The following is a 26,474-nucleotide window of genomic DNA, read 5'->3' on the forward strand; positions in this document are numbered from 1 at the left end:
ATGGCCGAATCCGGTTCGACGGCCGAATCCCCTTCGGGGACTGTGGCCGAGGCGTTCGAGGCGCACCGCGACCGGCTGCGGGCGGTCGCGTTCCGCGTGCTCGGCTCGCACGCCGACGCCGAGGACACGGTCCAGGAAGCCTGGCTGCGGCTGGCCCGCCAGGATGCCGCGACCATCGACAATCTGGCCGGGTGGCTCACCACGGTCGTCGGCCGGATCAGCCTGGACACGCTGCGCGCGCGACAGGCGCGGCCCGAGGTGTCCCACGACGGCACGCCCGCGTTCGCCGTCACCGCCGACGACGGCCCGGAGCCGGGAGACGTTGCCGCCGTGGCCGATTCGGTCGGGATCGCACTGCTGATGGTGCTGGACTCACTGGGACCGAGCGAGCGCCTCGCGTTCGTGCTGCACGACATGTTCGCGGTGTCGTTCGCCGAAATCGGCCAGATCCTGGGCAAATCCGCCGACGCCACCAAGATGATCGCGAGCCGCGCGCGTCGCAAGGTCCGCGCCACCGACCGCCCGGTCGCCTCGCGCCGCGAGCACCGGGCCGTTGCCGAGGCCTTTCGCGCCGCCGCGATGGGCGGGGACTTCGAAGAACTGCTGCGCGTCCTCGATCCCGATGTCGAGCTGACCGTGGCGACCCCAGGCGGCGTATTCGTCACCCTCGGGGCCACCGACGTCGCCACCCGGGCACGGATGTTCTCCGGTGAGGTGGTCCGCCACCAGCCGGTCCTGGTCGACGGGCTGCCCGGGTACATCTCGTGGCGGGCGGACGGCACCGCCCAGTCGGTCATGTCGTTCACGGTCACCGGCGACCGCGTCACCGCCATCGCACTGCTCGTCGACCCGGCCCGGCTCGCCGCGCTGCGACCTGCCCCGGCCCCGGCCCCGACCGGCGACCGGGAGGGCACCGAAGGCTGATAGTCATTCGCCGGAATCGGCCCCGCGGTTGATCTTCGGCCGATACGTTGGCCGAAATGTCCATTTGGGTCGGGTGATGGTGGTCGCTATGGCGTCTCGTGGGTGGGGTGTGTGCAATGCCGGTGTCGCGGCGTCGGTCGCGGTGGCCGCGATAGCGGTCGGCGGACCGGCGGGGACAGCCGTGGCCGAGACACCGGGATGCGATGCGCCGCAATGGGTGAGCGGATGGATGGCCGCGCCCTCGGACGCCTTCGGGGCGGTGGATCCGTCGATGGTGCCGCAGGCGCACGTGGGCGGGCAGACGTTCCGCCTGGTCGCGACACCGCACCTGGGCGGGTCCGTGGTGCGGATTCACCTGAGCAACCAGAATCGGCCGGTGCCGGTCGAATTCGCGCACGTCACCATTGCCGAGCAGGCCGCGGGCCCGGCGGTGCGCGCCGAGACGCTGCGGGAGGTGAGCTTCGACGGAAGCTCCCGTGTCACCGTGCCCGCGGGCGGCGAGGTGGTCAGCGATCCGATCGAGTTGACGTTCGAGGCTTTTCAACCGCTGGCGGTGAGCGTGTACGCGCCGGGACTGGCGGTGCTGCCGACCGAGCACTTCAATGCCAATGCCACCAGCTACTACAGCCTGCCGCTCGCGGGCGACGCCACCGACGAGCCGTCCGGTGCGGCCCTGCCGCTGCCGACCACGTCGATGCCGTTCCTGTCGGGCCTCGACGTCCAGGCGCCCGGCACCACGTCGACCATTGTCGCGTTCGGGGATTCGATCACCGACGGCTATGTCGGCGCGACCTACCTGAGCGTGCCGCAGGATCCGACCGTGGTGGACCGCAATGTCCGCTACCCCGACTTCCTGCAGCGCCGCATCGACCAGGCGGGCCTCCCGTTCACCGTCATCGACGCCGGGATCAGCGGAAACCGGGTCACCCGAAACGGATTGATCCCGCAGTTCGGCCCGGCGGGCGTGACCCGGGTGCAGCGCGACGCCATCGCCAAGGCCGGAGTCACCGACGTCATCATCCTCGAGGGCATCAACGATCTCGGCGTCCCGATCGGCGTCGATTTCGACCAGCTGGTCGCGGGCTACACCGACCTGATCACGCAGCTGCACGCCGCCGGGCTGGCGGTCCATCTCGGCACGATCATGCCCGCGGGCAACGCGCTCTCCGACGGCATCGCGACCCTGCCCCTCGCCGGGCCGGTGCGGCAACGGGTCAATGCGTGGATCCGCACCCAGACCCTGTCGGACAGCGTCATCGATTTCGACGCCGCCCTGCGCGATCCCGCCGACCCCGACGTCCTCGCGCCCCGCTACGCCGGCGCCGACAATCTGCACCCCAATCCGGCCGGATACCAGGCCATGGCCGAGGCCATCGATCTGAGCGCCTTCCGCGGCCGCTGCCGCTGACCCCGCACGACCCTCCCGTGTGACTCGAATCATGGCGGGAGGGCGGCCGTTCCCCGGTCACGGCAAGTGTGACTCTTGTCGGCTTCACTCCGCAGTAGACCGATCGTCATACTGAACTCGGTACCTACTGATGAGTAACACCGAGGAAAGGTGGAGGTCGATGAATCGCCGTCGAGTGGCAATCGGGATTGTTGTCACCGGTATCGCGTTGAGCGCACCCATGCTGGGCGCGGCCTCCGCGGGAGCGACTCCGGCGAGCGAGGGCTGCCATTCCGGCACCCGCGTGCCGACCTCCGACCCGCACACCTACGACTCGTGCATCGAGGGCGAGTGGGGCAACCTCCGCCAGTGCCCGCCCTTCACGGTCGTGACTCAGGCGGCCGATGGCGACGTCCGCTGCGTCGACGAATAACAGCGAACACTGCGCAATCGAACCAAGTGGGCAACCGCTCAGGACATTTGACCAGTTGCCCATGAATTGCCGAGTGCGCCCCCGGGTTACATCAAACCCGTTGTTACACATACCAACTCGAATAGCCCCGGGGTGACCAGTCACACAGGGCTGTAACGGCCGTTCCGCTTGAACGGCTCCTCGCGGAACCGTAAAGTTACCGGCTAGTTAGGCACGATGGTGTTCCTATCTCGGCCCGACATTGTGTAGGGGGCCATTCACACAACGTCCGCATCCACCGACGCATGTCGGACGAACCCCGTTGGGTATCAACAGGTTCGTAATCAAGGAGGGGACGATGACTTCCTACATCGTCACGGGCGGAACCGGATTCCTCGGTCGACGGCTCGTCGCCGGACTGCTGGAACGCGACCCGGAAGCCGTGGTCCACGCACTGACGCGGGAGGCCTCGGTGGCCAAGCTGCGCGAGATGGCGGCGGGCTGGGGCGCCGAGGACCGGGTGTTCCCGCTGGTCGGCGACCTGACCGCGCCCGGCCTGGGACTGATCGACGACGCGCCCCGCGCCGACCACGTGATCCACCTCGGCGCGGTCTACGACATGACCGCCGACCCCGAGGTCACCTACGCGGCCAACGTGCGAGGCACCGAATCGGTGATCGCGCTGGCCCGCGAACTCGGCGCGGTCCTGCACCACGTGTCCTCGGTCGCGGTCGCGGGCGACCACCGCGGCAAGTTCTTCGAGGACGACTTCGATCTGGGCCAGGGTCTGCACTCGCCCTACCACCGCACCAAGTTCGAGGCCGAGAAGATGGTGCGCGAGGCCGCCGACCTGCGCTGGCGGGTCTACCGCCCGGCCATCGTGGTCGGCGACTCCCGCACCGGCGAGATGGACAAGATCGACGGGCCCTACTACTTCTTCCCCGCCATCGCCGGACTGGGCGCGCTGCCGTCGGAACTGCCGGTGCCGATCCCGGATCTGGGCGCCACCAATATCGTTCCGGTCGACTACGTGGTCGCGGCCATGCTCGAACTCATCGCCAAGCCGGGTCTGATCGGCCGCACTTTCCACCTGACCAACCCGGAACCGCAGCCCTTCACCCAGATCTACAACGCGCTGGCCCGCGCGGCCGGCGCCCCCACCGCGATCGGCACCGTGCCCGGCTCGCACACCGCGCTGCACGCCCTGGGCGGACTGCCGGGCGTGCCCACGGTGCGCGATTTCCTGTTGGAGCGCTTCGGCATTCCCGCCGAGGTCGCCCCGCACACCGCGTTCGAGTCGACCTTCGTCTGCGAGTCCACCCGGGCGCACCTGCGCGGCACCGGCGTCGAGGTCCCGGCCTTCGAGGACTACGCCGAGACGCTGTGGTCGTACTGGCGCACCCACCTCGACCCGGACCGCGCCCGCCGCCACGACGGCGGCCTCGGCGGCCGGATCGTGCTGATCACCGGCGCGTCCAGCGGCATCGGCCTGGCCACCGCGCACGCCGTGGCCAAGCGCGGCGCGACCGTGCTCATGGTGGCGCGCACCGAGGAGGACCTGGAGGCCGCGGCCGCCGCGGTGCGGGCCGACAGCGGTGCGGCACAGGCGTACGTCTGCGACATCACCGAGGAGAAGTCGGTGGAGCTGCTGGTCAAGCAGGTGCTCGCCGACCACGGGCACGTCGACTACGTGGTCAACAATGCCGGACGCTCGATCCGCCGCTCGGTGCTCAACTCCACCGACCGCATGCACGACTTCGAGCGGACCATGGCGGTCAACTACTTCGGCGCGGTGCGGCTCATCCTGGCGTTGCTGCCGTCCATGCGGGAACGCCGCTTCGGGCACTTCGTGAACATCTCCTCGATCGCGGTGCAGACCAAGGTGCCGCGCTTCGCCGCGTACGTGGCCAGTAAGTCGGCGCTGGACAACTTCAGCGAGATCGCCGCGGTCGAGAACGCCGACGCCGGAATCACCTTCACCTCGGTGCGCATGCCGCTGGTGCGGACCGCCATGATCGCGCCGACCGATCTGTACAAGTCGATTCCGGTGCACAGCCCCGATCAGGCCGCCGACATCGTGGTGCGGGCGCTCGAGCACCGGCCCAGCCGCATCGACACCCCGATCGGCACCTTCGCGCAGTTCGTGGACACGGTCATGCCGTCGGTGAAACGCGCCATCCTGCACCAGGGTTACCGGATGTTCGGCGAATCCAAGGCGGCGCGCTCGCAGCCGAAGACCGGGCACCCGGCGGTGGACGCCGAATCCAGCACGGCGACCGGCGAGAGCGCGGCGGAGGTCACCGCCAAGCCCGAGTCCCGCAGTCCGCTGCTGGCGCTTGCCCCGATCGTGCAGCCGCTGATGGGCCTGCCCGCGCCGGCGGCGCGGATCACCAACCGGATTCCGGGCCTGAACTGGTGATCTCTCTGTCCGGCAACGGTATTCAGATCCGTTCGGCGGAGTAGTAGCGCCTCACACAGAGTTCGGCCCGGTGCGGGACAGCGCACCGGGCCGACTCGTGCGATACCCGCGGCTCACTGTGGGATGAGGCCCCGAGTGCCGTGACACCCGACGCCCCGCGAACCGCGGGTACCCGGACCCCGCTCCGGGGTCTCGCGGGCGGGTCCGACGAGACCGCCCGGGAGCCGGGCCCTTCCCCTCCCCGGGGTCAGATGTGGTCCGCGGCGAAATTGGCCGCGGCCACCAGATCACTGCCGTAGGCGACGTGCGCGTTGGCATTGAGGCCGGAACCGCACACCGGGTCGCCGCCGACGCACCAGTCCCCCGTACGGGACAGGAACTCGCCCGGCACATTCCAGCCCAGGCCGCGGACGGGGTCTCCGAAGAGCAGGACCGCCGCCACCCGATCGCCGAGGTAGCCCGGCAGCTGGACGCGGCCGGGGTACCAGGACACGACGCCGGTGCCCAGCGCGGCCTGCACGACCGCCGCGCCCTGCGAGTAGCCGACCAGGACGAACTGCTGACCCGGGCAGGCGGCGGCGCGAATGATCAAGTGCCGCACCAGATCAGCGCTGCCCGCGCCGACGTCGAAGCTGTAATCGGCGGGGTAGTTCACGCGGTAGGCGGACATCGAGACGGGCAGCCGGTCCTGCAGGACGCCGAAGAGGGGGTCGCCGATCTGATCGCCGAGCCAGCCGGGTTCGCCTGTGCCCCTGGCCACTACGACGTCCACATCAGCGCAGCCCTGCGCGTGGGACCTCGGTTGCGGCACGAACACGGTCGCGATCGTCAGCATGATCGCGAAACCCCACGCCGTACGCCATCTTCCGGGCAGCAGCACCTTCCGGTCGCCCATCGTCCTCACCTCTCACGTCGTTGTGAGAAGTCCGGTGACTCTTGTCATTGACTAGAGACCGATCACCGGACCATGTGACCCACGGTAAGAACGCTCCGGAAGGGCGGCAACGAATTCCACTGGAGAGACACCTGATTGGTACCCAACCGTTTCATCATGAAACTTGTTATCTACGTGCAACTTTGGGGCAACAAAACGGGCTCGGACCGGTTCCGCAGCGCACCGCGAACCGCACGCAAAATACAACCGGTTCTCATAGTGTGTTGGTATGGAACGACTTACCGGGCTCGACGCGAGCTTCCTCTATTTCGAAACAGACACCCAACTCCTGCACGTCTGCGCATTGCTGATACTCGACCCCGCCGCCGACGGGGTCAGCTATGAGCACGAGGCGTTCAAGGCCGAACTCGGCCGGCGGCTGCACCTCATCCCGGCCATGACGCGGCGGCTGCACGCGGTCCCGTTCAACCTCGATCATCCGGTCTGGGTACGGGATTCGAACTTCGACCTCGACTACCACGTGCGCCGGCTGGCGCTGCCCAGCGGGGCCGGGGACCGTGGGCTGGCCGAACTGGCCGCCGACATCGCCGGACGCCCCCTCGACCGCGCCCGCCCGCTGTGGGAGATGTGGGTGGTGGAGGGCCTGCCGCACGGCCGGGTGGCGGTGGTCTCCAAGTACCACCACGCCATCGTGGACGGCATCACGGGCACCAATATGATGATGCACCTGTGCGATATGCAGCCGGGCGTGACCTACACCCCGCCCGCCGAGGACGCCGCCGCCGAGGCCGAACCCACCGATCTGCAGCTCGCCGGTGAGGCGCTGCTGAACCTGCCGGGCCGCCTCGGCATGGTCGGCATGGTGCCCAAGACGGTCGGCATTCTGGGCGGGCTGGTACAGCGGCGGCGCGAATCCGGCAGTCGCGGTATGCCGTTGCCGTTCACCGCGCCCCGCACGCCGTTCAATCGGGCAATCACCCAGCATCGGGCCATCTCCTTCGAACAGACCGAGTTGTCGGATATCAAGGAGATAAGACCGCCTTCGGGGTGAAGGTCAACGACGTGGTGCTCGCCGTGGTCGGCGGCGCGCTGCGCAGCTACCTCGAACTGCACGACGAACTGCCCGAAACCTCGCTCATGGCCTCGGTTCCGGTGTCCACCCACGACACCTCACGCCACGAGGAGGGCACCAACAAGGTGTCGACCATCTTCGCCCGGCTCTACACCGAGATCGAGGATCCGGTGGCGCGGGTGCTGGCCATCGCCGAGGACAATCGCGGGGCCAAGGAGGAGCACAACCTGATCGGCGCCGACTTCCTCCAGGATTGGGGAAAGTACGCCCCGCCCAACACCTTCCAGCTCGCCGCCCGGGCGTACTCCTCGCTCAAACTGGCCGATCACCACCCGGTGGTGCACAACCTGGTGATCTCCAATGTGCCCGGACCCAACTTCCCGATGTACTTCCTCGGGGTGCGGGTGTCGTCGATGTATCCGTTCGGACCGGTGTTCCACGGCGCGGGCCTGACCGCCACCGTGATCTCCAACAACGGCCACCTGGACTTCGGCTTCATCGCCTGCAAGGAACTGGTCCCCGATGTCGACAAGATCGCCGACGCCGTCCCCGAGGTGATCACCGCGCTGCTCAAGGCCGCGCGCGAAAAGGGCTGAGCCCGAACCGAGTGGCTACCGTCTAGAGCCGCTCCGCCACCGACTGCACGGCCTCGAGGAACACCGGGACAAAGACGTCCGCCTCGAGTGCGCAGGCCGCGTGGCCCGCCCTGGCGAGGAAGATCTCCGCTCCCGGAATCGCTTTCGCCATCTCCAGCTGACGGAACACGGGCAGCGCCCGATCCCGCGTGGTGATCACCACCGCCGTCGGCATCTTCAACGTCGGCAGCCATTCCGACGCGTCGAAACGCCCCAGCACCGCGAGCGCCTGCGCGAGCGCCCAGCCGCTGGTGGCCCGCAGTTCCGCCATCGCCCAGCGATCCATCCGGCCCACCGGCCACGAGGACTCCGGCAGCGTGGGCAGCTTGTCGCGACGCAGCTCCGCCCGGCGGAACGACCACTCCGAGAACAGGGCGGCGGTCGCCGACCAGCCCCGATGGAAGGCGCGCTCGCGCCACTTCTCCTGGAAACGGTAGGTGGTCGCGGCCAGGACCAGCCCGCCCACCCGTTCCGGGTGCCGGTGCGCGGCCAGCTGGGCCACCACGCCGCCCATGGAGTAGCCCGCCAGGATGGGGCGCTCGACGCCCACGGCGTCGGCGACGGCGATGACGTCGTCGGCCAGATCGTCGAGATCGAAACGCTCGGAACGGATTCCGTGGCCGTGCCAGCGCTGATCGAACAGGACCACGCGGTAGTGGGCGTTCAGCTCACGCAGCGACGGGAACCAGTTGAGCATGGCGGTGGTCGCCATGCCGTGCAGCAGCAGGACGGTCGGCGCGGCCGCGGTCGGGCCGGGCAGGTCCACCACGTAGGTGGCGCCGCGGCCGGGCAGCTCCACCATCTCGCCCTGCGGCACCTCGGTCAGCCGGGAGATGCGCGGAGACAGGCGGCGGCCCCGCCGGGGCGCGGCGGGCGTGGTCGTATCCGAGCTGGGGTTCGTCATCGAGGGCCTCCCGGCACACCGTCGCGGCGGTCGAACTGGAACACGTTTCACTCGATGATGCCATACCGCGGGCGCGGCGGCGGGTTACGGCGTGCAGGGCGCGGGGGCGGCGACCACCGTGGTCACGACCACCGGGGCCGGGGGCTCGGGCGGGGCGGGGGACGGCTCGGCAGTAATGTCGTAGAGCTGAATTCCGGTGCGGCGCAACTGTCCCGGCTCGATCGCGACCCCAGGGACGTACGCGACGTGGCCGTAGATGTCGGTCACCTGGGCGGTGAACGGGCCCCTGCCGATGCCCGACACGGTCCAGTAGTTGTCGTAGCCCCGGCGCATCGGGCGGTAGTCGCCGCCGGAATCCGGGCGCAAGGCTACTTGCGCGAGGGGATTGCCGGTGCCGGAGAACAGGATTCCGATCCAGCTGGTCGAGGAGCTCTGCTGGACGCGGTAGAACAGCTCCGGCGCGGGGTTCGGGTCGCGAACGGTGGTGATCTTGACCGGCGCGACGCCGTCGACGGAATTGGCGATCGCGTCGAAAGCCGAACGGCTCAAATCGTATTGATCCGGGCCGCAGCCGGGGCAGTGGTCGACGACCTGAGCGCGGACGCTGCCGAGCGGGCCGTCGATATCGACGTAGGAGCCGCAGGGGGCGGAGCCGTCGTAGCGATTGGTCGGCACCCCGACGTAGTAGCCGTCCAGCGGCAGGTCCGGCAGTGAGCAGGCGCCGCCCTGACCGAAGGCGTAGAACCGGGCCTCGGCCCGTTCCTGCGGCGGTTGCGCGTCCACGGCGTGCATCTGCTGAGGAGTAACCGAAATCGGCGCGGGTGCGGCGGGCAGCATGACGACGGTCGTCGTCGGCTCGGCCACGCTGCAGCTCAACGACTGCGGTCTGATCCACCACGTGGCCAGTCCCACCACCACCGCTCCCACCAGAATCGTCCACAACCACGGCCTGCCAGGATGGACCTCTTCGTGTCCGGTGCGGTGCATGGCCGGTCCCCAACCCTCCGAATTGTGTTTGCTGAAACGATGCTGAACTCCCCTTCAGGAAAGCAGCCGGGGCCGCTACGCTGAGGTCGAATGGCAATTTCGGAATGAAAAGCGCGGCGTGTTGGCGGTGTGTCCGCGATGTAGAACCCAGGGCCGACCGCTACGTATATCCGGATGTCCAGATCTCCGACGTCACCACACCCGGGGAGAGATGCCATGGCCCAGCTCGCGCCCTTCTACCGGCAGGTCCAGGCTCACTACGACCTGTCCGACGACTTCTACGCGCTGTTCCTCGACCCCTCCATGACCTACAGCTGTGCCTACTTCGACCGTGCGGGCCTGACCCTGGAGGAGGCGCAACTGGCCAAGATCGATCTGGCACTGGGCAAATTGGGTCTGGAACCCGGTATGACCCTGCTCGATGTCGGCTGCGGCTGGGGTTCCACCATGATCCGCGCCGTGCTCACCTACGGTGTGCGCGTCATCGGACTCACCCTGAGCCGCAACCAATTCGAGTACGTCCGCACCCAGCTGCGCGAACTCGGCATCTCCGAAGCCGAAGTGCGCCTACAGGGTTGGGAGGAATTCGACGGCAACGCCGACCGCATCGTCAGCATCGGCGCCTTCGAGCACTTCCGCAAACAGCGCTACCCCGAGTTCTTCACCCGCTGCCACCGCATGCTCCCGGCCGGCGGGCGCATGCTGCTCCATACCATCATCGGCCACAGTCTCGCCGACCTGCGGGCCGCCGAGATTCCCGTGACCCGTGAGGACGCCCTGTTCCACATCTTCGTCAAGCGGGAAATCTTCCCCGGCGGCCAACTCCCCCAGCAGAGCACCGTCCCCCAGGAGGCCGAGGCGGTCGGGTTCCGCACGACCCGCATCCAAGCCTTGCGCCCCCACTACGCGAAAACCCTTGATCTGTGGGCCGAATCCCTCGCCGCCCACCATGCCGAGGCCGTCCGGCTCACCTCCGAAGAGGTCTATCAGCGCTACATGAGATACCTGACCGGGTGTGCCCAGCACTTCCGCGCGGGCCACCTCGACGTCATGCAGTTCACGCTGCAGAAGTAGGCCGGCCGAGGAAGGCCAGCAGCCGCTGGTGAGCGGGCGCATCCGCGGACGACGGTTGCGCCAAGCCGAACATGCCCGGGCGACGGAAGGCGTCGAAGTCCATGGATCGCATGACGGTGAACAGGTAGTCGGCCTGCCGCTCGTCGACGAGGTGCTGCTGCCCGGTGACGACGGCCAGATCGATTCCGTGGACCAGGATCTCGGTGAGGTGGATCAGGGCGGCCATGGGGCCGGGTACCGGTCCGAAGCCGAGCCGGACGGTGGTGTCCAGCGCACCGGGGCGTGACCAGGCGTCGCGGTCGAGGTGCGCGGCGGCGGCGTAGGCGGTGCGGTGGTGGGTGCCGAGCCAGTCGTCGTGGTGGTCTCCGCCGGGATCGGTGTGGGTGAGTTCGGCGGCGAAGACGCGCAGGCCGCCGACCAGATGATTGAGCTCGAATCGGACGTCCCAGCCGGGGCAGAGCGAGGGCAGACCGAGCTGCGTGTCGTCGATGCCGGCGACGATCGCGCCGGTGGTGTCGAGGGCGTCGTGGATTCGGTCGACGAGGGTGGGGACCACGGTGTTCATGGTGGTGTCTTTCGATCGGAGGACCGCTCGAGTCCATCGAGTCGGAACGGTTCCGTCTCGGCTATGTCGAGAACGGTACAGCCCGGTCCAGTCGATACGCAACCGTTCCGTCTCGTGTTAGCGTGGATCACATGCCCCCTTCCCCGCGCCGCACGTCCGGCGGCCCGGTCCTACAGGACGACCTGACCGAGGCGCTCACCACCGCCTTCTTCGAGGAGCTCGCCGCGGTCGGCTACGGCCGCCTCTCCATCGAGGCCGTGGCCCGCCGCGCGGGCGCGGGCAAGGCCGCCGTCTACCGCCGCTGGCCCTCCAAACAGGCCATGGCCACCGACCTCATCACCAAGGTCGCCGTCGACGCCGCCGACACCCCCGACACCGGAACCCTCCGCGGCGACCTCCACGCCTTCCTCGCGGCAGCCGCCGAAGGCCTCCGCCACCCGTTGGCCTCGAAAATCATCCCCGACCTCCTAGCCGAAGCGGCCCGCGAACCAGCCCTCGCCGCCACCCTCACCACCGGCGTCGCCACCACCCGCCGCGACCGCGCCACCGCCCTCCTCCGCCGCGCCATCACCCGAGGCGAACTCCCCCACGACCTCAATCTCCCCCTCGCCCTGGACTTCCTGGCCGGCCCCCTCTACTGGCGCCTCACCATCACCGGCATCCCCCCCGAACCCGCCTACCTCGACGACCTCACCACCATGCTCCTGACCGCCTACCGCGCCCGCATCTTGTCGACGTAGCGGCGCCGCATGACCTCCAGCACCGCCGGATCAGCGGGAGCGATGGTCACATCCTGCGGCGAGTTCCGCGGGAAGGTCCAGGTCAGCTCCAAAGTGCTGGTGGCAACCACGAATTCCGCATCGAGCGTGACGTGATGGAAGGGATTGGAGGTCCCCGACACCGCGATCCACCGAAGCGTGTTCTGCTCGTCATCGTCGGTCAACGCGACCCACCCGATGCTCCCGTGCGACGCCGACTCCCCCACCATCGCGCGGCTACCGTCGTGCACCGCCGTGTCGAACGTCGGGTCCACGTCGATCCACTCGGCAGCCGACCAAGCCGTAGCCCGAAAATCCTCCTGCCAGTACCACTTGTCCGGCTTCGGCGGCTCACCCTTCGGCTGATGGAATCTGCTCCGCACCAACGCCATCGTCACCAGCGTCCCGTCGGCGAACACGATCGAGTCCCCATCCGGAGCCTCCCGCGCCCGCCACCGCTCGAGCACCTGCCGCACCGTCGCGTCTCGACTGTTCATCGCCAGCGCCCCTTCGAGCCTGGTCCACATCTGGCCGACAGCCGTCTCGCCCGCGAGGATCGGCCCGAGGTGTGCTCGAAATGCCTGCTGTTCAGCGGCATACATCGCAAACCACCGCGTCCCGGCACTGGCCTCGACGTTCGCGATCCGATCGGCCAGCTTCAGAATCACCGCCGACGGACAGCCCGCGATCTTGCCGTAGATGTCTCGGTTCCGCTCCTCCCGCGTCCCCCCGATCCCGGTCACCGCCCACACGAGTTCGGTGACCCCCGCACCGAATGCCGTCTCCAGTTCCACCCGGGTAACGGCCGTGTCCTCCAGCACGTCATGCAGCCACGCTGCCACCCCCAGATCCCCCGCGAAACCGAAGTCGTCCAGCACATCCCGCACCGTCGCCAGATGAACTGAATACGGTGCGCCACCGTATTTTTGGTCACCGTGAGCCGCTCGCGCGAAGCACCGCGCGGTCTCCTCGATGTCGTCGTCGATCATGAAGTCGAAGCTACCCGTGCGGGTCGGCGAAGGCGGTGCGGAGGAAGGTGACCAGTTGGGTGCGGACTCGGGGTTGGGTGAGGCCGTCGGTGCCGGCGCGGAGGGCCGAGAGAAGGGCGGAGACGAGGAGGGAGAGGAGGACTTCGCCGGCTATGGCGGGGTCGAGGGTGGGGTCTAGGTAGCCGTGGGCGATGCCCTCGCGGATGCGGGCCACGGATTCGGCGGCGTAGGCGCGGGCGTTGTGGAGGCAGCGGTCGAGGACGGCGTCGTCGATCGAGGAGGCTTCCAGGAGAAAGAAGTTCACCAGGCCGGGTTCGGTGGCGACCAGGTCGTAGCAGCGGTCGATGACTCGGGCGTAGCGGTCGCAGAATGCGTCCATGGTGGTAGGGGTGACGTCGCCCTCGGGGCCCAGGAGGAGGTCGCGGATGTGGAGGAAGCTGTGGTCGATGACCGCGTCGAGGATGGCGCGTTTGTTGGGGAAGTAGTTGTAGAAGGTGCCGTGGCTGACGCCCGTCGCGGCGGCGATGTCGTCGACGGAGATGGTGCGGAAGCCTCGGGTGACGACCAGTTCGTAAGCGGCGGTGACCAGTTCGGCGCGGCGGCGGTCGGCTCGGGACAGGCGGGGGCGGTCGCGGTGGGGGTCGGGAGCCGGGGCGGCGGTCATGGGGGCGGGCTCGGGGGTGCCAGGGGGCGCAGGGTTCGGTCGAGGTAGGCGAGGACCGCGGTCATGCTGCGGTCGCGGATGGCCGGATTGCCCGCGCCCAGCAGTTCCCGCATGAGCCACGGGCCGACCAGGGTGGGGATGGTGTGGCCCAGCACTTCCGGATCGATGTCGGGACGGATCCATCCTGCCTCCAGGCCGCGGGTGAGTTCGGCGGCGATCAGGGAGGCGGTGAGGGCCTCCAGGCCGAGCAGGCGGTGCGCCAGTTCGGGATCGATGGCCCCGGCCTCCACCACCAGCAGCCGCAGTACGCGCGGCTCGCGTCCGAGCAGGTCGTAGAGGCGGGCCACGGCGGCGCGGACCGCGGCCACCAGGTCGTCCACGGTGTCGGCCGCGCCGAACACGGTGTGCAGTCGCATGGCGTCGGTCACCTTCTCGATGCCGAGATCGATGACGTGGTCCAGGATTTCGCGTTTGCTGCCGAAGTAGCGGTAGACGGTGCCCTGGCCGATGCCGGCGCGGGCGGCCACCTCGGAGATGGCGGTGGCCTCGTAGCCGTGCGCGGTGAACACCTCGTAGGCGGCTTCGATGATCTCCCGGCGGCGGCGCGCGGGGAGTTCGCGCTGCGGCGGGCGGCCGATGCGTGCCGAGGCTATTTCGCGGCCCCGCCCTTCACACCGGCGTCCTTGGGGCCGTAGTCGGTGACCAGCCACTCGCCGTCGTGCCCGGCCACCGTCACCACCAGCAGGTTCGGGACCGTCGCCGGGTCGGGCTGCTGCACGTTCTGTGTGCGCTGGGTGGCATACACCGTGACCGTGTACTGGTCGTTGTCCTTGGCCTCCACCGAGGTGCCCACCACGTCGCCGGACGCCACCACCTGGGCATCGGTCATGATCTTGGCGAGGGTGTCGTGGAACTGGGTGTACTTGTCGCGCAACGGATCCGATGCTCCCCGCTGCACGCCGTCGAAGAAGGCGGGCAGGTTGCGGTAGTCGTAGGTGAGTGAGCGCAGCGTGTAGTCCTTCGCCACCTGCGCGGCGCGATCACGATCGGCGGCGCCGGCCTTCAGCGCGTCGTAGTCGCCCGAGGCGTTGTGCCACAGCACCCCCAGCACCACGGCCGCGATCGCGAAGACCGCCGCGGCCGCCGCCACGAACGGATTGAGTCGTTCACCGATCCCCTTCGGGGACTCCGCCTTCGGAGATTCCTCGACGGTCTCCTCCGCGTCGGGCTTGTCGGTCTCGGTCTGCTCGGTCTCGGTCACGGTCTGCCTTCTCTCTAGCGAGGAATCTCGATGCCCACGTGCGCCGCGCCGTCGCCGGGGAACACCGCGGACAGCAGGTCCACGATCGATCCGGCGTCCACGCGCAGCGGTTTGATCACGCTGGTGGCGGGTTTCAGGACGGTGGCGATCTGCCCGAGGTCGGGCCCGATCAGGCGCAGGTATTCGTCGATCTTGGTGACCAGCGGCCCGATCGGATCGTCGAAGATGTGCTCGCCGATGTAGGAGTAGTTCTGGAACGCGGCGATGATGTGCAGCAGTTCGGGCAGCGCGGTGGTGAGATCCCCGGCGGCCGCGCTCAACGTGGGCGCGCGCCCGTCGAACTTGTCGCCGAGGGTCTGCACGTTCGAGTACAGCCGTCCGATGGCTTCCCGCTTGTCCCGCAACAGATTCGCGGTCCCGACCAGCGCCTTGGTGAGGTTGGCGACCTCGGCGTCACGACCCTCGAACCCGGCGGCCACGGTGGTGGCCAGATTTCGCAGCTTGGCCGGATCCAGTTGCGCGGTCAAGGCATCCAGTTTGGCGAGCGCGTCCCCGACGGTGGTCGCGACCCGCACCTGGCGGTTGGGCACCACGCTGCCGTCGCGCAGGAACGGCCCGGCGGTCCCGGTGGGCCGGAAGTCGAGGAACTGCTCCCCCGCCGCGGACAGGTTGGCGATCTGCACGACGCTGTCCACCGGAATCCGGTACTTGGCGTCGTATTCGAGGGTGACCGCCAGTCCGTGCGCGGTCGCCCCGATATCGCGCACCTTGCCGATCGGCAGCCCGCGCAGCGTCACCTGGGAGGTCTTCATCAGCCCGCCCGACCCGTCGAGCAGCACGGTGACGGTGTTGTTCTGGCGGCGTGGATCCAGATTCAGCACGCCGACGGCCATGTAGCTGCCGCACACGAAGGTCAGCACCAGCAGCATGACCAGCGACACCGGCCCGGACAGTGAGAGCTTCATCAGGGCACCATCCCGATCCCGCGCAGCGTGCCGATCAACTGATCGGCCTGCGCGTCAGCGGCGGATACGTTGCGCACCTTCACATCCGGTGCGTTCAGGAAGGGAATGATCTTCTCCTTCAGCAGCGTGTGGAAGATGTCGAGATTCGCCGCCAGCGTCAGGTCGGCGTATCCGGCCGTCACCGCGGTCGGCGCGAGCACCGACACGATCGACCGGAAGTCGCCGATGTGCGGCAGCAGCAGATCCCCGGCGTTCTTGGCGAGCGGACCGCCGCTGATGATCAGATTCACCACGGCCAGCAGCACATCCGACAATCCGGCCGCCCGATCCGGCCCGAGCGTGAGGATCCGGTCCACCGCCCCGCGACCGGATTCCAGCTTCGCGGTGATCTGCTGCGCCGAGGTGAGGATGCGATTCAATTCGTCGGTGTGGGTGGCCATATCGTGCAGCGCCGCCCGCCCGGCCCGGTTGACCCGGTCCAGTTCGGCCGGGTCCGACGGGAACGCGGCATTCACGTCGGTCACCAGTTTCTGGATGTCCGACCAGCGCCCGCCGGTGATGATGTTCGACAGCGCTCGCAGAATATCCTCGACATTGGTGGCCGGAATCGTCTGCGACACCGGAATCACGTCACCGTTGCCGAGCAGCGTGCCGCCGGCGTTCTTGGGCGCTTCCAGCGCGATATGGATATCGCCGAGAATGGTCGACTGCCGCAGTTCCGCCGTCGTGGATTTCGACAGTTTGGCGTCGGTGTGCAGTTTCACCGTCGCCACCGCGGTGGTCCCGATCAGCTCGATGTGGTCGAGCATGCCGACCTCGACACCGTCGGAGATCACCTTGGCGCGGTCGGGCAGATTCAGCACCGACCCGAATTCGATACGCACCGAATAGGTGTCGCCGGAGGGATAGGTGCCGGGAATCGGGATATCGGTCGCCTTCACCCCGCAGCCGGTCAGGACCAGCGCGGCCGCGGTGACCACCGGCAGCAGCCGGACGACCGCCCGCCTCACCGCGCACCCGCCTGCGGGAGCTGCGCGGCCAGCGGCGGCAACGCGGTGAGCAGCGAGGTGATGTCCCCCTGATGCTGCTGCACGAAGGTGTGCGCCTGCGGCAACACCACATCCAGCAGGCTGTAGATCTGCTGATCGTATTTCCCGGCATTGCGCGCGATCACCGGTAGGAATTCGACCGCGATATCGACCGCCCCGGAGAATTCCGCCGAGAACTGCCCGATCAGTTGCAGGCCGTTGCGCAGATTGTTCAGCACCTGCGCCATATCCGGCCAGTTGGTCACGAACATGGTGGTGAGCTGGTCCAGATTGTCGACCAGCCGCCGGAACGCGGCATCCTTCTGCGCGGGGTCACCGACGACCGCGGACAGTCGCTGCAGCAATTGATTCCACTGCTGCCCGGTCCCGTCGATGGCCTTGTCGGCCGCGGTCAGGGTGTCGTCAAGCAGCGAATCCGGTGTGCCGCCGCCACCGGTCAGGTCACCGGCCAGCTTGCCCATGGCGTCGAGCGCGTCGCTGATCCCGATGGGCGTCTTGGTCCGTTCCAGCGGAATGCATTTCGCGGTGTCGAGTCGGGTGCCGCCGGTGTACGGCTTGGTCAGTTCCACGTGCCGGTCGGTCACGATGGAACTCGACATGGTGACGGCCGCGATATCGGCGGGCAGTTTCACCGAGTCCTTGACGCGCATGGTGACCCGCATGCGGTCGCCCAGCGCCTCGATCTTCGACACCGTGCCGACCTCGACCCCGAGCATGGTCACACTGTTGCCCTCGTACAGTCCGACGGTGTCGGTGAACTCGGCGCACACGTTCTGTTTCGGATCGCGGACGGTCGTCGCCCACGACACCCCCACCGCCCCGGCGGCCACCACCACGACGGCGACACCCGCGGCGAGTGCTGTTCTGCCCCAGTTCATTCAGCACGCCTTGCCTTCGAAGGGAATGCACAGCCGGACGCCGGCGGCCGGGTCCGCGATCTGCACCTGAGTGCCCAGCAGCCCGCTGAGCCGGTTGATCACCTCGCGCATCCCGTTGATCACGGTGTCGAGCCGGTTCGGGTCCTCCATGAGCTTGGAGAACAGCTGCTCGAACTGGGTGACCGACGGCTCGATGCTGTCGTAGGCCATGAGCGGCCGGTGCAGCACGATCAGCAATCGCTTGAGCAGGGCGAACATGCTCACGATGTCGTTCTTGCGGTTGCCCAGCCGGTCGGCGACCGTGCCGAGCTGTTTCACGAAGTCCGCCAGCAGCGCCTTGTCGTCGGCGATGGCGGCGATGTACTCGTCGGAGACGGTGAGCGCGCCGTTGAGCTGATCGGTGCGCTCGGCCAGCAGCCCGGTGAGCTCGTTGGCATTGCCGATCACCCCGCGCAGCGCGTCGGGCTGTTGCACCAGCGCCGAATTCAGTTGCCCGATGGTGTCGCGCATGGTGGTGGCGTCGACCTTGCCGAACACCGGGGTGCCCTTGTCGAGAATGTCGCTCAGCTCGAACGGGGTGGTGGTGCGCTCGGGCGGGATGTGTTTCGACGCCAGGTCCTTGTCCCCGGCGGGGGCCAGCGCCAGGTAGTGGCCGCCGATCGGGGTCAGCATCTTGACCTCCACCGCCGACCGGTCCCCCACCCGCACATCGCGGTTCACGGTGAACGCGACCTCCACGTGATCCCCGACCAGGTCGACGGCGCGGATCTTGCCGACATTGATGCCCGCCACCCGCACCTCGTCGCCGGGCCGGGCCCCGCCGGAGATCCGGAAGTCGGCCACGTACGTGCGCTGCCCGAACGGGATCACGTACACCGCCCCCGCGACGGCCAGCGCGATGACACACACCACGACCCCGGCGATACCCCAGCGCAATTGCGTGTTCTGGTCCCCGCGACCGGTGAGCACGTCCCGGATCAGCTCGCCCATCCGGGCGATCAACGCTCTCATCAGTTGCACACCACCAGGTTCTGGTTGGACAGGATGACCCCGGCCACCGCGGGCAGCGCGGCCTCACCGTGGGAGCAGGTGATGCGCGGCTTGAACCCCTGCCCGGGAACCGTCTGATTCAGCCCGGTCACCAATTGCGGTGCGAGAGCGAGGATCTGGGTCAGTTCGTCGGTCTGCGGCACCAGTCGCCGGAGCAGGCCGTCGACCGGACCGTAGGCGGTGTCGTAGGCGTCGCGGGTCTCCTCCAGCAGCGGAACCACGGGCGCCAGCAGGGTTTTCGCGGTGTCGACCGCGCTCAGCATGGCCTGGGTCTTGGCGGTGAACTGATGCAGGATGCCCGAGAGCTGCTGCACCAGGTCGCCGACCGCCTTCGACTTGCCGCCGATGGCGTCCGCGACCACGCCCAGATTGCGGATGAGCAGCACGATCACGGCCTCGCTGTTGCGGGCGTGCTTGGTGAGCGTGTCCACGTCCGCCAGCACCGGCCCGATCCCGGAGCCGTCGCCCTGGATGACGCGCAGCAGGTTGGTGCCGAGCTGGTTGAGCTGCGCGGGATCGAGCGTGTCGAACATCGGCTTGAAACCGTTGAACAGCTTGGACACGTCGAAGCTCGGGATGGTGCGCTCGACCGGGATCGTCGTCCCGGCGGCGATTTTCGTGCGCCCCGGCCCGTCGGTGAGCAGTTCGACGTACCGCTGGCCGATGAGGTTCTGGTATCGCACCGCGACCTTGGTGTTGTCGTACACCGGCCGCTCCCGATCCACGGTGAAGTGCACCCGGGCCCGGCTGCCGTCCAGCGACACCGTCTCCACCTTCCCGACCGCGACACCGGACATGCGCACCGAGTCTCCGGCGAACAGGCCCGACACATCGGTGAACACGGCGTCATAGGTGACCTTGTCGCCGGGGATCGGCGTCCGCAGCGCGGTCACGATGAAGGTGGTGCACCCGGCCACGACCAGCAGGAACACGACCAGCTTGAGAGCAGATCTGGTGACCTCGCTCATTTGGCCCCTCCCCCCAGTGAATCCGCCAGGTACGGCATGGTTTTCGCGATCAGTTCCACCTGCAGCTGCACCCGGCCGTCGACCACAGGGAAGGCGCCGTCCATGGCCCGCAGCAGGTTCGGGACCCGATTGTGGGCCGCGGCCACCGAGCCCACGGACACGCTGATCGGCACCGCCACGTCGAGAATGCCGTCGAGGATCTTCTCCAGCTCCGGATTGTTCTGCTGCAGCAGATTCGAGATCCCCACCAGCACGGCGTCGTTCACGCCATTGGTGGCCCGGTTGGTGCGCGACCGGTTCTCCGGATCCCCGAAGTAGGCGCTCTGCTCGAGCACCGCGAGGATGGCGTGCCCGGCCGCGGGCGTCACGTCCCGGAACGCGCCGGTCATATCGCCGCCGATGCGCAGGTAGTGCGCGAGGCTGTTCTGCTGTCCGTCGGCCAGGGTGCGCGCGGTCTCGAAGAACGACCGCAGCACCGGGCCCATGCTGGCGGCATTGTCGAGCATCAGATCGAACAGCCGGTGCACGGCCGCCGAATCCAGCACCTGGGTCAACCGCGCCGCCCGCCGGAACACTCCGGCGACGGTGGCGTTGGTGGCGCCCTCCCCGATCTGGAGGACGGCGTGCTCACGCAGCTTCTTGCCGTCGGTGCCGGGCACCAATTCGATGGCGCTGGAACCGAACACGTTCGACGAGGTGAACCGCGCGGTGACATCGTCGGTCAGCGCGTCGGCCTGTCGCCGGTCGATCCGTAATCCGATGCGTTGATGCCCGTAGCCCACGGTCTCGACGGTCGCGACCGTCCCGATCGCGTACCCGCGGAACTTCACCTCCGCGCCCGGCGCCAGCCCCTCGCCGAGGGTCGCCGCGTCCACGGTGACCTCGAACCGATCCGCGAAAGAGCCTCGGGCATAAGAACTCACGACAATCGTCACAGTGACGAGGACGACGGCGACCACCAGACCGCGCAATCGCAGCAGCCACGGTCCGGCGCTACGGCCGGAATGATCCTTGAAGACGGCCATGTTTCACCCCGAGATCCGGATGCCGACATCCAGGCCCCAGATCACGATCGTCAGGATCATGTCCAGGATGACCACCAGCACCAGGCTGGCGCGAATGGCGCGACCCGAGGCCCGGCCCACGCCCTCCGGTCCGCCCGAGGCGTAGAAGCCCTGGTAGCCGTGGATGAGAATGATGGTGACCACGAAGATCGTCGCCTTGATCAGCGAGGCGATCACGTCGCCGGGCTGCAGGAAGGCGTCGAAATAGTGGTAGTAGGTGCCCGAGGACTGCCCGTGCAGGACGTTCACCACGGTCGCGCACGACAGGTACGACAGGATCAGGGTCAGCAGGTGCAACGGCACGATGGTGATCGCGCCCGCGATCACACGGGTGGTCACCACGAAGGGCATGGGCCGGATGCCGATGGCCTCCAACGCGTCGATCTCCTCGGAGATGCGCATGGCCCCGATCTCGGCCGTCATCCGGCAGCCCGCCTGCGCCGCGAAACCGATGGCCGCCACCATGGGCGCCATCTCGCGGGTATTGGCGTAGGCGGAGACGAACCCGGTCAGCGGGCCCATCCCGACCATGTTGAGCGCGGTGAAACCCTCCACGCCGATGGACCCGCCGACCGCGATGCCCAGGAACGCCAGCACCGCCACAGTGCCGCCGCCGACGATGAGCGAGCCGGAGCCCCAGGTGATGTCGGACAGGATGAGCATGGTCTGCCGCCGGTACACCCGCAGCGTGTGCGGGACGGCAGCCAGCACCTCGTAGACGAAAGTCGCTTGGTGGCCCAGGGATTCGATCAGGGACATCGGCGCCTGCGCCGAAGCGCCGATCGCCCGCCCCGCGGTTCCGAGTGGCGTGTACTTCGCCGGTACCTGGGTCATCAGCCCACCTGCGTCGGGATGAACATCGACACCAGCTGCGTGATCACCAGATTCACGCCGAAGGCGGCGATCACGCCGATCACCACCGCCGCGTTCACGGCATTGGCCACGCCCTTGGGGCCGGCGGTGGCCTCCAGCCCGCGCTGGCACGACACGACGAGCACGATGACGCCGAAGATGATCGACTTCACGATCGCCACCCACAGGTCGCTCATCTTGGCGAAGGCCGCGAACGCCGACAGGTACGAGCCGGGCGTCACGCCTTGGAAGCCGACGGCGATCACGTAGCCGGTGAACACGCCCATGAAGATGATCAGCATGCACAGCAGCGGCGTCAGCGCGATCATGGCTGCCAGCCGCGGGGCGACCAGCCGCCGCACGGGGTCGATTCCCATGACGCGCAAGGCGTCCACCTCGTCGCGAATGGTGCGTGCGCCCAGATCCGAGGAGATGGCCGACCCCGCGGCACCGCCCAGCAGCAGCGCGGTCACCATCGGCGCGCCCTGCCGGATGACCCCGAGGCCGCCGGCCGCGCCGGACACCGAGCTCGCGCCGACCTGCTGGGTCAGGCTCCCCACCTGCACCGCCACGATCACGCCGAACGGAACCGACACCAGCACAGCGGGAATCGCCGTCACGCTGACGATGAACCAGCCCTGCTGGAGAGTGTCACGCCAGGGATGGCGAAGTTTGACGATATCGAGGATCAGGAATCGGAACGCCGCGATCGCCAGCTGAATGGTGCGGCCGAACGTGCGCAGCCCCGAGAGTACGAATTCGACTGCCTGCCATAGCGATTCCGGCCCCCGAGCAACTTTCTCGACCAATGTTCACCACCCCACAGCCCCTACTGTTTGGTCGATGCCGACCGGTCCCTCTGTTGACCCGGTTCCGACTGACCGAGACAGTAATACAGATTTCGGACTGACGTGTCAGTCTTCACCGAAATAACCAGGGCCTTGACAGGGGCCGCGAAAGCGGAGAAAGATACGCGCGCTGCGCGAATAGCACGTATTACCAGCACTTTTCAGCAATGGGTCGGCAAATGCGAAATGCCACCGGACCATTCGGTTGGTCCGGTGGCATTTCAGATATTGCGAGGTGTTAGCTCAACTGCGGGCGTCTGCCCTCACGACTGTCCGGACAGTGCGAGCGCCTCGGCCAGCGGCAAGGATTCGTCGGCGCACGCCCCCGCGTCCAGCGCCACTCCCCGCCCGATCAGGTCGCGCGCGACCCGGAACTCCGCCGGGCGGGCGATCGCCACCACACCGACCGGACGGCTGTCGCGCAGCGCCAGCACCGTCGCGTCACCGGACTCCGCGCTCCCCCGCACGATCAGCTGGTCCTCGGCCTGAATCATGCCCGCGAACTGCACGTTCCGGCCATACTGCATCGACCAGCCCCACGGCACCTCCGCGGTCAGCGCGGGCAGTCCGAGCATCGATCGCGCCGCGGCCGCGCCCTGCGCCTGCGCGCTGTTCCAATGCTCCTCGCGGCGGTAGCCACCCGATTTCGGATCCAGTCGATTCACCGCGTCACCCGCGGCGAACACCCCCGGAGCCGACGTGCGATACCGCTCGTCCACCCGGATACCGTCGTCCACGGCCAGCCCGCCGGTGACAGCGAGCCGAGTGTCCGGGACAGACCCGATCGCGACCAGCACCGCCGCGGCGGTCCAGGTGCGGTCGTCCTCCGCCACGGCGACCACGTCGTTGCCGGTGTAGGCCAGGTGCGAGAGCCGCACCTCGGTCGAGATGGCCACCCCGTTGTCCGCGTGCAGCTTCCGGATGTAGTCGCCGACGACGGCGGGCGCGACCCGCTCCAGCGGCGCGGTCCCGGCATCGAGCACCGTGACCTCCGCGCCCAGACCCCGCGCGGTGGCGGCGACCTCGCAGCCGATGAGCCCGGCCCCGATGATCAGCAGCGACGGATCCCGCCCGAGCGTCGCCCGCAGGGCTTCGGCCTCGGCCCGGCCCCGCAGGGTGTGCACCGGCAACGCGGCGTCGGGCGCCACGGACCGGTCCGCGGTCACCGCCAGCTGCCGCGACCGGGCGCCGGTGGTCAGCAGCAGCGAGTCATAGCCGATGGCGGTCCCGTCGGCCAGCCACACCAGACCCGGTCCGGGATCGATGGATTCGACCGGCACGCCCACCCGCAGGTCGATGTCGTTGCCCGCCCAGAAGTCGACGGGATGCAATAGCGACCGCCGGTCCTCGACCGCGCCGGCCAGCAGCTCCTTGGAGACCATCGGCCGCCGGTAGGGCGCCACGGGTTCCGCGCCCAGCAGCACGATCTCCCCGGTGTAGCCCTCGGTGCGCAGGGTGCGCGCGGCGGTGGCCCCGGCCACGCCCGCGCCCACGATGACGATGCGCCCGCTCACGCGCGGCTGACCTCGACCATCTCGAAATCGCTCTTGGCCGCACCGCAATCCGGGCAGGACCAGTCGTCGGGGATGTCATCCCAGCGGGTGCCGGGCTCGATGCCGTCCTCGGGCCAGCCCAGCGCCTCGTCGTATTCGAAGCCGCACTGCAGGCAGCGGAAGAGTTTGAAGTCGGTGCTCATGTCAGTGTCCCTTCTGAGCGGAAGCGGGTTCGAAGTCGATCTTTTCGCGCACCCCGCAGTCGGGGCAGCACCAGTCGTCCGGGACGGCGGACCAGGCGGTACCCGCCGGGAAGCCCTCGCGCGGCGCGCCTTTCGCCTCGTCGTAGACGTAATCGCAGATCGGGCAGCGGTAGGAGGCCATCACGCCACCACCCCGTACTTGGCGAACACGCGGTCGCGCTTGCGGGGCTGGACATTGGCGCGGGTGATGTCACCCGAATAGTGCTCGAGCACGCGGTGATCCATCACCTTGCGCCACAGTGGCGGGAAGTAAGCCAGCGAGATCATGCTCGCGTAACCGCTGGGCAGGTTCGGGGCACCGTCCATACTGCGCAGGATCTGATAGCGGCGGGTGGGGTTCGCGTGATGGTCGCTGTGCCGCTGCAGGTGGTACAGGAAGATATTGGTGACGATGTGGTCGGAGTTCCAGCTGTGCTCCGGGGTGCAGCGCTCGTAGCGGCCGCTGGCGGTCTTCTGCCGCATCAGGCCGTAGTGCTCGAGGTAGTTCACCGTCTCCAGCAGGGCGAAACCGTAGATCGCCTGGATCACCAGCCACGGCAGCACCGCCGGGCCGAACACCGCGGCCAGCACGCCGAACAGCACCACCGACATCAGCCACGCGTTGAGCACGTCGTTGCGCAGCGTCCACGGACGCTTGCCGAGCCGCTCCAGGCGCTTGGCCTCCAGCTCCCACGACGAGCGCAGGCTGCCCCACACACTGCGCGGCAGGAAGCCCCAGAAGGTCTCCGCGAAGCGGGCGCTGGCCGGATCCTCCGGGGTGGCGACGCGGACGTGGTGGCCGCGGTTGTGCTCGATGTAGAAGTGGCCGTAGAACGTCTGGGCCAGCGTGATCTTCGACAGCCAGCGCTCGAGCTCGTCCTTCTTGTGGCCCAGTTCGTGCGCGGTGTTGATGCCGACGCCACCCATCACGCCCATGCTCAGCGCCAGGCCCAGCTTGGAGATCAGGCCCAGACCGCCGTCGACGCCCAGCCAGGACAGGTCGCTCGCGGTCCACAAGTAGCAGGCCACGGTCAGGCTCAGCAGCTGGAACGGGATGTAGGCGTAGGTGCAGTACCGGTAGTACTTGTCGTTCTCGAGGTACTCCATCACCTCGTCGGGCGGATTCTGCCCGTCCGGGCCGAAGAAGCGGTCCAGGATCGGCAGCAGCACGTACACGATCAGCGGGCCGATCCACCACCACACCGGCGAGACCGCGGTCCAGCCGAACTCGTTGAAGGCCCAGACCAAGGCCATCGCCAGGAACAAGGCCGTCGGGGGAACGAGACCGAGCAGCCACAGATAGCGCTTGCGGTCACGCCACTGCGGGCGTGCCGTGGCCTCTTCCGCGCTGAAATGAGACGTCGTCATTGCCGTACTCCTAGCGTTTACACTTTCTCAAGAACTGTATTCATTAGATACACTGTGATCCAGTCTGTCAACGACGAGACGAAAGTTGAGCCCATGTACGATCGGGACGTGGTTGAAGCACCGAACTTCCAGACCGAGATGCGGCTGTTGCTGCGCGAGCGGATCATCGAAGCGGGCCGGCGCATCGTCATCACCGAGGGCTGGGGCGCGGTGAACATGTCGCGGCTCGCCAAAGAGGTGGGCGTGAGCCGTCCGGTGCTCTACAAGGAATTCGCCAACAAGCACGAGCTGGCCGAAGTGGTGGTGCAGCAGGAAGTCGACGGCTTCCTGGTCGGCATCGCCGAATGCCTGGCCGCGCATCCGACCGAGGTCGCGACCGGGATGACCGCGGCGGCCGAGTTCACGCTGCGGACCGGCGCCGACAACACACTGATCAAGGCGGTGCTGGCCGGACGATCGGAGAACGACAGTTCACTGCTGCCGGTGCTGATGACCGAGACCGAGCCGGTGCTGGGCCGCGCGGTCACCGCACTCTCGGCGGGCATCCGATCGCAGTACGGACTGCCGGCGATGAGCGACGCCGAACTGACCTCGATGACCGAGGTGCTGGTCCGGCTCGCGCTGAGTCACCTGTTCCAGCCGACCGGGCCGATCGACCGAGCCGTGGGGCAGATCAACAAGGTGATCGTCGGGGCCTACGGCTCGGTGCTGTAGCGATGGCGCGGCACGCGAAACTGCCTGCCGCGCCGCC

The 26,474-nt window shown here is 68.1% G+C and carries 29 protein-coding genes; 9 read left to right on the forward strand and 20 right to left on the reverse strand.

The annotated features are described in order from the left end of the window. The 4 genes from ACWEOI_RS15120 (at nucleotide 1) to ACWEOI_RS15135 (ending at nucleotide 5,142) form a co-directional block, all read left to right on the forward strand. Nucleotides 1-924, forward strand: a complete 924-nt coding sequence (locus tag ACWEOI_RS15120; protein ID WP_452359949.1) for a sigma-70 family RNA polymerase sigma factor — start codon at nucleotides 1-3, stop codon at nucleotides 922-924. Between the two features lie 88 nt (nucleotides 925-1,012). Next, nucleotides 1,013-2,332 (forward strand): GDSL-type esterase/lipase family protein, encoded by a 1,320-nt coding sequence (locus ACWEOI_RS15125; RefSeq protein WP_452359950.1) that lies wholly within the window; start codon nucleotides 1,013-1,015, stop codon nucleotides 2,330-2,332. A 160-nt stretch (nucleotides 2,333-2,492) separates the two neighbouring features. Further along, complete coding sequence (locus ACWEOI_RS15130) at nucleotides 2,493-2,744, forward strand: hypothetical protein (RefSeq protein WP_452359951.1); 252 nt, start codon at nucleotides 2,493-2,495, stop codon at nucleotides 2,742-2,744. Nucleotides 2,745-3,081: 337 nt separating this feature from the next. Beyond that, complete coding sequence (locus ACWEOI_RS15135) at nucleotides 3,082-5,142, forward strand: SDR family oxidoreductase (RefSeq protein WP_452359952.1); 2,061 nt, start codon at nucleotides 3,082-3,084, stop codon at nucleotides 5,140-5,142. A gap of 247 nt (nucleotides 5,143-5,389) precedes the next feature. Here the strand turns inward: ACWEOI_RS15135 and ACWEOI_RS15140 are convergent, their stop codons facing one another. After that, nucleotides 5,390-6,037 (reverse strand): cutinase family protein, encoded by a 648-nt coding sequence (locus tag ACWEOI_RS15140; RefSeq protein WP_433666253.1) that lies wholly within the window; start codon nucleotides 6,035-6,037, stop codon nucleotides 5,390-5,392. A gap of 268 nt (nucleotides 6,038-6,305) precedes the next feature. Here ACWEOI_RS15140 and ACWEOI_RS15145 point away from each other — a divergent pair, with 268 nt between their 5' ends. Together ACWEOI_RS15145 and ACWEOI_RS15150 are read left to right on the forward strand one after the other, a co-directional pair. Continuing rightward, entirely contained in the window at nucleotides 6,306-7,088 is a 783-nt protein-coding gene (locus tag ACWEOI_RS15145) for a wax ester/triacylglycerol synthase domain-containing protein (RefSeq protein WP_452359953.1), read from the forward strand. Next, a complete protein-coding gene (locus ACWEOI_RS15150; RefSeq protein WP_452359954.1) occupies nucleotides 7,085-7,705 on the forward strand; it encodes a WS/DGAT domain-containing protein in 621 nt (206 codons plus the stop codon). Before ACWEOI_RS15145 ends, ACWEOI_RS15150 begins: the two co-directional genes overlap by 4 nt. A gap of 22 nt (nucleotides 7,706-7,727) precedes the next feature. Here ACWEOI_RS15150 and ACWEOI_RS15155 read toward each other — a convergent pair whose 3' ends face one another. Beyond that, nucleotides 7,728-8,648, reverse strand: coding sequence for an alpha/beta fold hydrolase (locus ACWEOI_RS15155; RefSeq protein WP_452359955.1), 921 nt, complete (start codon nucleotides 8,646-8,648; stop codon nucleotides 7,728-7,730). Nucleotides 8,649-8,732: 84 nt separating this feature from the next. Next, nucleotides 8,733-9,635: an expansin EXLX1 family cellulose-binding protein gene (locus ACWEOI_RS15160; RefSeq protein ID WP_452359956.1), complete on the reverse strand. Its 903-nt coding sequence runs from the start codon at nucleotides 9,633-9,635 to the stop codon at nucleotides 8,733-8,735. A 216-nt stretch (nucleotides 9,636-9,851) separates the two neighbouring features. On the opposite strand from ACWEOI_RS15160, the gene ACWEOI_RS15165 reads away from it, so the two are divergent. After that, on the forward strand, nucleotides 9,852-10,709 hold the full coding sequence (locus ACWEOI_RS15165) for a cyclopropane mycolic acid synthase family methyltransferase (RefSeq protein ID WP_433666257.1): 858 nt from the start codon (nucleotides 9,852-9,854) through the stop codon (nucleotides 10,707-10,709). Here ACWEOI_RS15165 and ACWEOI_RS15170 read toward each other — a convergent pair. Further along, the gene (locus ACWEOI_RS15170; RefSeq protein WP_452359957.1) at nucleotides 10,693-11,274 is read right to left on the reverse strand and encodes a TIGR03086 family metal-binding protein; all 582 of its coding nucleotides are present in this window, start codon (nucleotides 11,272-11,274) and stop codon (nucleotides 10,693-10,695) included. The genes ACWEOI_RS15165 and ACWEOI_RS15170 overlap by 17 nt on opposite strands. Nucleotides 11,275-11,405: 131 nt before the next feature. Here ACWEOI_RS15170 and ACWEOI_RS15175 point away from each other — a divergent pair, with 131 nt between their 5' ends. Beyond that, nucleotides 11,406-12,014 carry a TetR-like C-terminal domain-containing protein gene (locus ACWEOI_RS15175; protein ID WP_452359958.1) on the forward strand — a complete coding sequence of 203 codons (609 nt, stop codon included), beginning with the start codon at nucleotides 11,406-11,408 and terminating at the stop codon, nucleotides 12,012-12,014. Here the strand turns inward: ACWEOI_RS15175 and ACWEOI_RS15180 are convergent. From ACWEOI_RS15180 to ACWEOI_RS15255, 16 genes are all read right to left on the reverse strand, one after another. After that, nucleotides 11,987-13,021 (reverse strand): HD domain-containing protein, encoded by a 1,035-nt coding sequence (locus ACWEOI_RS15180; RefSeq protein ID WP_452359959.1) that lies wholly within the window; start codon nucleotides 13,019-13,021, stop codon nucleotides 11,987-11,989. The two genes, ACWEOI_RS15175 and ACWEOI_RS15180, sit on opposite strands and share 28 nt — an antisense overlap. A gap of 10 nt (nucleotides 13,022-13,031) precedes the next feature. Further along, nucleotides 13,032-13,685, reverse strand: a complete 654-nt coding sequence (locus ACWEOI_RS15185; RefSeq protein WP_452359960.1) for a TetR/AcrR family transcriptional regulator — start codon at nucleotides 13,683-13,685, stop codon at nucleotides 13,032-13,034. Beyond that, the gene (locus ACWEOI_RS15190) at nucleotides 13,682-14,395 is read right to left on the reverse strand and encodes a TetR/AcrR family transcriptional regulator (protein WP_452359961.1); all 714 of its coding nucleotides are present in this window, start codon (nucleotides 14,393-14,395) and stop codon (nucleotides 13,682-13,684) included. Before ACWEOI_RS15190 ends, ACWEOI_RS15185 begins: the two co-directional genes overlap by 4 nt. Then, the gene (locus tag ACWEOI_RS15195) at nucleotides 14,335-14,946 is read right to left on the reverse strand and encodes a G1 family glutamic endopeptidase (RefSeq protein WP_452359962.1); all 612 of its coding nucleotides are present in this window, start codon (nucleotides 14,944-14,946) and stop codon (nucleotides 14,335-14,337) included. Before ACWEOI_RS15195 ends, ACWEOI_RS15190 begins: the two co-directional genes overlap by 61 nt. A 14-nt stretch (nucleotides 14,947-14,960) precedes the next feature. After that, nucleotides 14,961-15,911 (reverse strand): MlaD family protein, encoded by a 951-nt coding sequence (locus tag ACWEOI_RS15200; protein ID WP_452359963.1) that lies wholly within the window; start codon nucleotides 15,909-15,911, stop codon nucleotides 14,961-14,963. After that, the gene (locus ACWEOI_RS15205; RefSeq protein ID WP_433666265.1) at nucleotides 15,911-16,921 is read right to left on the reverse strand and encodes an MlaD family protein; all 1,011 of its coding nucleotides are present in this window, start codon (nucleotides 16,919-16,921) and stop codon (nucleotides 15,911-15,913) included. The genes ACWEOI_RS15200 and ACWEOI_RS15205 overlap by 1 nt, the downstream gene beginning before the upstream one ends. Continuing rightward, nucleotides 16,918-17,838 (reverse strand): MCE family protein, encoded by a 921-nt coding sequence (locus ACWEOI_RS15210; protein WP_452359964.1) that lies wholly within the window; start codon nucleotides 17,836-17,838, stop codon nucleotides 16,918-16,920. Before ACWEOI_RS15210 ends, ACWEOI_RS15205 begins: the two co-directional genes overlap by 4 nt. Continuing rightward, nucleotides 17,839-18,849, reverse strand: a complete 1,011-nt coding sequence (locus ACWEOI_RS15215) for an MlaD family protein (protein ID WP_452360155.1) — start codon at nucleotides 18,847-18,849, stop codon at nucleotides 17,839-17,841. Continuing rightward, a complete protein-coding gene (locus ACWEOI_RS15220) occupies nucleotides 18,849-19,856 on the reverse strand; it encodes an MCE family protein (protein ID WP_433666268.1) in 1,008 nt (335 codons plus the stop codon). Before ACWEOI_RS15220 ends, ACWEOI_RS15215 begins: the two co-directional genes overlap by 1 nt. Next, the gene (locus ACWEOI_RS15225; protein WP_452359965.1) at nucleotides 19,853-20,881 is read right to left on the reverse strand and encodes an MlaD family protein; all 1,029 of its coding nucleotides are present in this window, start codon (nucleotides 20,879-20,881) and stop codon (nucleotides 19,853-19,855) included. The genes ACWEOI_RS15220 and ACWEOI_RS15225 overlap by 4 nt, the downstream gene beginning before the upstream one ends. 3 nt (nucleotides 20,882-20,884) lie before the next feature. Then, on the reverse strand, nucleotides 20,885-21,754 hold the full coding sequence (locus ACWEOI_RS15230) for an MlaE family ABC transporter permease (RefSeq protein WP_379273091.1): 870 nt from the start codon (nucleotides 21,752-21,754) through the stop codon (nucleotides 20,885-20,887). Continuing rightward, nucleotides 21,754-22,515, reverse strand: a complete 762-nt coding sequence (locus tag ACWEOI_RS15235; protein WP_433673396.1) for an ABC transporter permease — start codon at nucleotides 22,513-22,515, stop codon at nucleotides 21,754-21,756. The genes ACWEOI_RS15230 and ACWEOI_RS15235 overlap by 1 nt, the downstream gene beginning before the upstream one ends. A 368-nt stretch (nucleotides 22,516-22,883) precedes the next feature. Continuing rightward, a complete protein-coding gene (locus ACWEOI_RS15240) occupies nucleotides 22,884-24,134 on the reverse strand; it encodes an NAD(P)/FAD-dependent oxidoreductase (RefSeq protein WP_452359966.1) in 1,251 nt (416 codons plus the stop codon). Beyond that, complete coding sequence (locus tag ACWEOI_RS15245; protein ID WP_357084824.1) at nucleotides 24,131-24,316, reverse strand: rubredoxin; 186 nt, start codon at nucleotides 24,314-24,316, stop codon at nucleotides 24,131-24,133. Before ACWEOI_RS15245 ends, ACWEOI_RS15240 begins: the two co-directional genes overlap by 4 nt. Nucleotide 24,317: 1 nt before the next feature. Next, nucleotides 24,318-24,497: a rubredoxin gene (locus tag ACWEOI_RS15250; protein WP_357278151.1), complete on the reverse strand. Its 180-nt coding sequence runs from the start codon at nucleotides 24,495-24,497 to the stop codon at nucleotides 24,318-24,320. After that, nucleotides 24,497-25,723 (reverse strand): alkane 1-monooxygenase, encoded by a 1,227-nt coding sequence (locus ACWEOI_RS15255; RefSeq protein ID WP_452359967.1) that lies wholly within the window; start codon nucleotides 25,721-25,723, stop codon nucleotides 24,497-24,499. The genes ACWEOI_RS15250 and ACWEOI_RS15255 overlap by 1 nt, the downstream gene beginning before the upstream one ends. Nucleotides 25,724-25,831: 108 nt before the next feature. On the opposite strand from ACWEOI_RS15255, the gene ACWEOI_RS15260 reads away from it, so the two are divergent. Beyond that, entirely contained in the window at nucleotides 25,832-26,437 is a 606-nt protein-coding gene (locus tag ACWEOI_RS15260) for a TetR family transcriptional regulator (protein WP_433666272.1), read from the forward strand. Nucleotides 26,438-26,474 lie beyond the last annotated feature (37 nt).

This window comes from Nocardia sp. NPDC004340, assembly GCF_053602575.1.